Origin of the sequence: Faecalibacterium faecis (assembly GCF_040096475.1) — a bacterium.
Taxonomy (GTDB): domain Bacteria; phylum Bacillota; class Clostridia; order Oscillospirales; family Ruminococcaceae; genus Faecalibacterium; species Faecalibacterium taiwanense.
On the sequence record NZ_JBBMEP010000020.1, the window covers coordinates 46,429 to 52,428 of the forward strand.

Annotated in this window: 5 protein-coding genes; 1 reads left to right on the plus strand and 4 read right to left on the minus strand. The window is 52.8% G+C overall.

Features of this window, described 5'->3' with window-relative positions:
• Nucleotides 1-3: 3 nt before the first annotated feature.
• From WMO17_RS10635 to WMO17_RS10650, 4 genes are all read right to left on the minus strand, one after another.
• Entirely contained in the window at nt 4-216 is a 213-nt protein-coding gene (locus WMO17_RS10635; protein WP_120080727.1) for an HFLK protein, read from the minus strand.
• A 97-nt stretch (nt 217-313) separates the two neighbouring features.
• Entirely contained in the window at nt 314-811 is a 498-nt protein-coding gene (locus tag WMO17_RS10640) for a YolD-like family protein (protein ID WP_349138042.1), read from the minus strand.
• Nucleotides 792-2,309 (minus strand): Y-family DNA polymerase, encoded by a 1,518-nt coding sequence (locus WMO17_RS10645; protein WP_349138043.1) that lies wholly within the window; start codon nt 2,307-2,309, stop codon nt 792-794. The genes WMO17_RS10640 and WMO17_RS10645 overlap by 20 nt, the downstream gene beginning before the upstream one ends.
• A gap of 171 nt (nt 2,310-2,480) precedes the next feature.
• Nucleotides 2,481-4,535: a TIM-barrel domain-containing protein gene (locus tag WMO17_RS10650; RefSeq protein WP_349138044.1), complete on the minus strand. Its 2,055-nt coding sequence runs from the start codon at nt 4,533-4,535 to the stop codon at nt 2,481-2,483.
• Nucleotides 4,536-5,055: 520 nt separating this feature from the next.
• Here WMO17_RS10650 and WMO17_RS10655 point away from each other — a divergent pair.
• Nucleotides 5,056-5,856, plus strand: a complete 801-nt coding sequence (locus tag WMO17_RS10655) for an SDR family oxidoreductase (protein ID WP_349138045.1) — start codon at nt 5,056-5,058, stop codon at nt 5,854-5,856.
• Nucleotides 5,857-6,000 lie beyond the last annotated feature (144 nt).

Genomic DNA, 6,000 nt, shown 5'->3' on the forward strand with positions numbered 1-6,000 from the left:
CCCTCAGCTTCCCATGGCAATAAGCACCAGCACGACCACCACCGCAATGGCGATGAGGCAGCCGCAGCCGCTTCCGTCTCCACCACTGCCGCCACCATTGTTGTGGCCGCCGCCACCGCCGCCGGACGAGCCACCGAAGTTGCGGTTGAAGGCTGTCATGTACTGGGCATAGCCCGTGTCACCTTTGCCGAAATAGCCGTAATCATCGTTTGCCATTGTATTTTCCTCCATCCGAAGTGTGTTTTGCTTCTTCTGAGGTTATTTTATCGAAAGAACTGTCCCATAAATATCTCTTTCAACATTTCTTGTCATCTCATTCTTCCCCGATGCCCAGATACGCATCAATGTCCATGATGCCCTCCCCGCCGAGTTCCACCAGATCTTCAAAGGGCACCACGGTGTCTCCCACCTGCAGGGTGCGGAACACCGGGTCGATGCGGTCTGCTTTTCCGGTCAGGGTGATGTAGTTGCCCACTGCCGGAACCTCCGGGTGGGCGGTATCCTCCTTGAAGTACCGCACCGTGATGGTCATGCCCTTGGTAACCTGCATCAGCCGATCGGACAGAGCCGACATTTCTTCCTCGGTCAAAATGCGCTTGGTCACCCGCTCGGTGCGCTGCTTTTCTGCGGCAAGCTGCTCGTCATAGCCCCGCAGCGGAGAGAAGGGCGAGAAGATCTTGGCACGGTTCTGAAGGGTCATGCGGGGGTGCTTGCGGAGGGATTCTTCGGTCTGGGGGCGTTCCATCTCCAGGATGTTCCCGTACTTTTGGGCGGTTTCCCGCCCGATTTTGCTATTTTTGTAGTTTTCCATCTGACCCTCCCGCCGAACCTCCTGCACTGTGCCCACCGATTTGTGCGTTGCGCTGTCGCATGGTGGCACCTTCCTCATAGCTGCTGGCTTTCAGCACGGCGTTTTTGCCGTACTTGTTCTTGATGCCCAGCATGGCTTGCTGGAGTTTTTTCTCCTTTTCCAGCTTCTTGGTGTCGGTGAAAAAGTCCACCTGATAGAAGCCCTCGTCCGGCGTGACCTTGTTGGCGTTGATGGTAATGCGCCGCACCGTCAGCGCCGGGTCGGTGATACGCTCAAACAGCTTTGCGCTTTCGTTGATGAGGGTGCTGCCCAGATTGGTGGGCGCATCAAACCGGATAGTGCCGTGAGCTGCCTTGGGGATGGTTCTGCCGTAGCGGTCGGTCTGGGTCAGACCACGATAACCGCCCTTGTCCACGTTCTCCCGGTCGTAGCCTATCTCCAAGGTGATGGATTCCGTCACCAGCTTCTTTTCGGTGAGCCGGAACATCAAGATTTCTGCCATTTCCCGGACAATGAGTTTTGCTTTATCATACGGATAAGGAGTGGAAAGCACCTGTCCCTCGCTGATGCTATTGGTGCTGGGCTTGTAGCTTTTGATCTCTGCCATACCGCAGGGTTCGTAGCCCCATGCGTGGTCAATAAGGATTTCTGCATCCATGCCAAAAATTTCATACAGACGATCTTCTCCATGGATGGAAAACCGTGCCAAGTCCCCCATCGTATAAATGCCGTGGGCTTCCAGCCGCTTGACGGTACCAGGGCCGGTCATCCAGAAATCCGTCAGAGGGCGGTGATTCCACAGCAGATACCGGTAGGACTGCTCGTCCAGCTCTGCAATGCGAACACCATCCTTGTCCGCCGGGATGTGTTTTGCCACAATGTCCATCGCCAATTTTGCAAGGTAGAGGTTTGTGCCGATGCCTGCCGTTGCGGTGATGCCGGTGTTGTACAGCACCTCCCGCACCATGGTCATGGCAAGTTCATGGGCACTCATGTGGTAGTAGGGCAGATATCCCGTCACATCAATGAAAACCTCGTCAATGGAGTAGGGGTAGATATCCGCTGGGGACACATATTTGAGGTAGATCTTGTAGATCTGGGTGGAAACGTCCAGATACCGCTGCATCCGGGGTGGCGCAACGATGTAGCTCAGCCCCAGCGCCGGGTCTGCGTTCAGGGCATTGGCATCGAAAGAGGTTCTGGCAAAGTGGTACCTGCCGTCCTCTCCCCGGACTGCCTTTTTCTGCCGGATGGCAGTTTGCAGCCGCTGGGCGTTGACCTCTTTCACCCGCTGAACGGCTTCAAACAGCCGTGCTCTGCCGGGTATCTTGTAGGCCTTCAGGGAGGGCGACACCGCAAGGCAGATGGTCTTTTCGGTGCGGGAGGCATCTGCCACCACCAGATTGGTGGTCAGGGGGTCCAGATGGCGGTCTACGCACTCCACCGAGGCATAGAAACTTTTCAGGTCGATTGCCAGATAGGTGCGCGGCGCTGCCATACTTCAGCCCTCCTTTGCAAAAGCTACAACTATTTATCTTATTATAATAAATCTTTACGCTGTTTTCAAGATGGAATGGCCATTTTATCCGTGATATAGACAACAAAAAAGAGTGGCAGCATTTCAAGCTGAAACGCTGTCACTCTGTAGGAACTGCGTAATGACTGACGATTATCCTTCTACTTTGACCGTAGCACGATCGCTCTTTGCGTTTCCATCCGCATCCAGCGTGATATGCACAAAATGTTCCGGTTTGTCGTAATCCTTTGTCTCGCCGTCATCGGTATAGTATTCATAGGATGCACCATCGGGAGCATAGGCAAGCAGGCGCAGATCTGCAAAGTCCACATCGGCAACGCTCTGGATCTTTTTGCCGTCCTTGGCAAGGGGCAGAAGGTGTCCCTTGCGCATAAAGAACACCACTTCATCCAGCTCCACCGGAATGTAATGATGGCCTGCCGGCAGCACGCTGGTTTCCATGCGGTTGCTTTCGCTGCACTTTACCCGCACCTGCAGCATCTCCTCCGGCAGATAAACATACCGACCACGGGCATTTTGCTCATATACCGGGGCGATCAACAGGCTTTCACCGATCATCACCTCATCCTCTACCCGGCGGGCAAAGTCGTCCTCCGGGAAGGCGAACGCCAACGGCATACAGTACATGCCGTCGTGCAGGGCAGCTTTCATGTACTCGCTGTAAATGTAGGGCAGCAGCAGGTAGCGCAGTTGTAAAATACCGGCAAAGGCAGCCTTGTTCTTAAAGCGGTAGGGCTCCTGCCGGCGGGTGCCGTCGGCAGAGTGGTTCCGCAGCAGCGGAGAGAAGATGCCCAAGCCGTACCAGCGCAGCACCAGATCCTCCGTGGTATTGCTGCCAAAGCCGCCAATGTCGGGGCCTTCGTACAGGAAGCCGCACATATTCAGGGAGGGCATCATGTGCAGCGCAAGCAGAATGTGGCTCCACCAAGAATGGTTGTCGCCAGTCCAGATGCCGCCATACCGGTGCATCCCGATGCAGGCAGAACGGGAGTATATCAAAATGCGCTTGTCCGGCTCCAGCCGCTCGAAAGCCTCACCTGCCGCACGGGTCATGTTATAACCAAAAAGATTATGTACCTTGTCGTGCCGCATACGCCCCTGTTTGGTGTTGTGGTAGAACAGCTTATAATCGTTTTCGTTGTTGGAAAGCCCTGCCACCATGCCGGTAAAAGCACCAAAGCTGGAAATATCCAGGTTTTGCTTGCTGTATTTCTCAATTTGAGCAAAGGTCTTTTTCAGTCTTTCTTCTGCGTAGAAGATAGCAGGCTCGTTCATATCATTCCAGAAGCCCTCGATCCCCTGATCCAGCAGAACTTTATATTGACTGCCAAACCAAGCACGGGCTTCCGGGTTGAGCATATCAGGGAAGTGTACCCGTCCCGGCCACACACCGGCTACAAAGGGGGTGCCATCCTGATTCGTGCAGAAGTAGCCGTTTTTCACGCCCTCCTCGTACACATCATATCCATCTTCGACCTTGACTGCTGCATCGATGATGGGGACAAGATGAATGCCCTGCGCTTTCATCTCGGCGGCAAAGTCCGCAAAGCGCGGGAAGCGCTGCGCATCCACCGTAAAGTCCTTGTAACGCTCCATGTAATCGATATCCAGAACCACAGCGTCCAGCGGCATATGATTGGCACGGTAATTTGCCACCACCTCGCGGACCTCGTCCTCGTTCATGTAGCTCCAGCGGCTCTGGGCGTTGCCAAAAGCCCATTTGGGCGGAATATAACTGCGCCCCACCAACTGGCGGAACTGGCGCACAATATCGGTCAGGCTTTCGCCCTCAATGATGTAGAGATCGTAATTTTCCTCGGCCACCGTGATGTGTAAGGTATCCAGGTCGGTGTAGCCGCAGTCAAAGGTGACCTTGCCCGGGTAGTCAATAAAAAAGCCAAATGTATCCTTGCCGGACACGATCATAAAATTATAAGCACCGTACAGCGAGGATTTGCCCTCGGTATGGTTGCCGTCATCGGAGCATTTGCTTTCGTACACCCATCCGCGCTTGTTGATACCACGGACGTTCTCGCCAAGACCATACAGGACATCCTGCGGTTCCATGGCATAGGAGAAACCATCCGGCTCCTTGGTCAGATAGGGTATCGTTTCCATCATGGGCAAAAAAGAACCCACTACACTTTCGGTATCAAACGGTTGACCGTATCGCTTTTTGTAAATCATAGTAAAATATCTCTCCTCTGTTTTTTGAATCGCATGCTGATCCTGTCGAGATAAAAATTTTCTTTAAATCCAAACGATGCAAAATCATCTCGCCCGATGCACCGCGAAACGAAACACCACCATTATGATAGATCGTCTCCCGCATGGCCTGAAACGCATTTTTCCCAGCCTTACCGTATCGGAAGTGTAGATTTCATCTGTAAGCCTTCTATCGAATTTCATTTTCATCCTCATAGGGTTTTGATTCTGCCACGCACTTCAATTCTGGTATGTCTTTTATGGTCAACTGGCATACTGATTTTTGATCAAGCTTGTACAGCATAGCTAGTATAGTATACTTGCGCAGCATTTCGATTTCAAGCGCTAATTGGCATTGGCTGTGTAAAAAAGAGAGGCCAATCTGCGTAAAAATTTGCGCAAGTTGATCCCTGTGCTTTTTCACAATCCGGCTATCAGTATAGACAGTCATCTTGCGATGCGGTATACTCGAACCAGATCAACATTTTCAGGAGGAAAAATCATGGCGGGAGAAACCAACAAGGTCGTTATTGTTACCGGCGGAAGCTCCGGCATCGGACGGTGCACGGCATCTGCTCTGAAAGAGAACGGCTGCATCGTCTATGAGTTCAGCCGCAGAAATATCCCTATGGAGGGTGTTACCCATCTGTCTGTCGATGTGACCGATGAAGATGCGGTCAACGCCGCTGTGCAGCAGGTCATCCAAAAAGAGACCAAAATCGATGCAGTGATCAACTGTGCAGGCTTTGGCATTTCCGGTGCGGTGGAGTTTACGTCCATGGAGCAAGCCAAAGCACAGTTTGATGTAAACTTTTTCGGGACAGTCACTGTAGATAAAGCGGTTCTCCCCTTCATGCGCCATCAAGGGAAAGGGCATATTGTGAACATCAGCTCTGTTGCTGCCGTAGCGCACATTCCGTTCCAGACCTTCTACTCTGCAAGCAAAGCCGCCGTTTCCTCTTACTCCTATGCGCTGGCAAACGAAGTCAAGCCCTACGGCATCCATGTCACCGTCGTAGAGCTGGGTGACATCTGCACCGGATTTACAAAAGCACGTCAGAAAAGCATTCTCGGCGACGATGAATACGGCGGACGTATCTCCCGGAGCGTCAGTCAGATGGAGCACGACGAACAAAACGGCATGGACCCGGCACGCATTGGACGGTACATCGCCGGTATTGTGGAGAAAAAGAACCCGGCAGTCGTTTATGTTGCCGGCGCACAGTATAAATTCCTGAGTCTCCTGTGCAAACTCCTGCCTGCCGCAGCACGCGGAAAGATCGTGGGGAAAATATACGGGTAACCGGCGCATTGCTCCGCAAAGCTGCTATATCCGTATTTTGTGGACAACGAAGCAGAGTTGTTCTCCTCGGAGTCCGGAAAAAAGGCAAGCCCTCCTTCATAAATTACAGTAACCGTTTATGATACTATGGGGAGGGGTCGGCAT

Bases quoted from the DNA above. Each gene is read 5' to 3' on its own strand.
- WMO17_RS10640 (WP_349138042.1), bottom strand. From the start codon at position 811: ATGGAAAACTACAAAAATAGCAAAATCGGGCGGGAAACCGCCCAAAAG.
- WMO17_RS10650 (WP_349138044.1), bottom strand. From the start codon at position 4,535: ATGATTTACAAAAAGCGATACGGTCAACCGTTTGATACCGAAAGTGTA.
- WMO17_RS10655 (WP_349138045.1), top strand. From the start codon at position 5,056: ATGGCGGGAGAAACCAACAAGGTCGTTATTGTTACCGGCGGAAGCTCC.
- WMO17_RS10645 (WP_349138043.1), bottom strand. From the start codon at position 2,309: ATGGCAGCGCCGCGCACCTATCTGGCAATCGACCTGAAAAGTTTCTAT.
- WMO17_RS10635 (WP_120080727.1), bottom strand. From the start codon at position 216: ATGGCAAACGATGATTACGGCTATTTCGGCAAAGGTGACACGGGCTAT.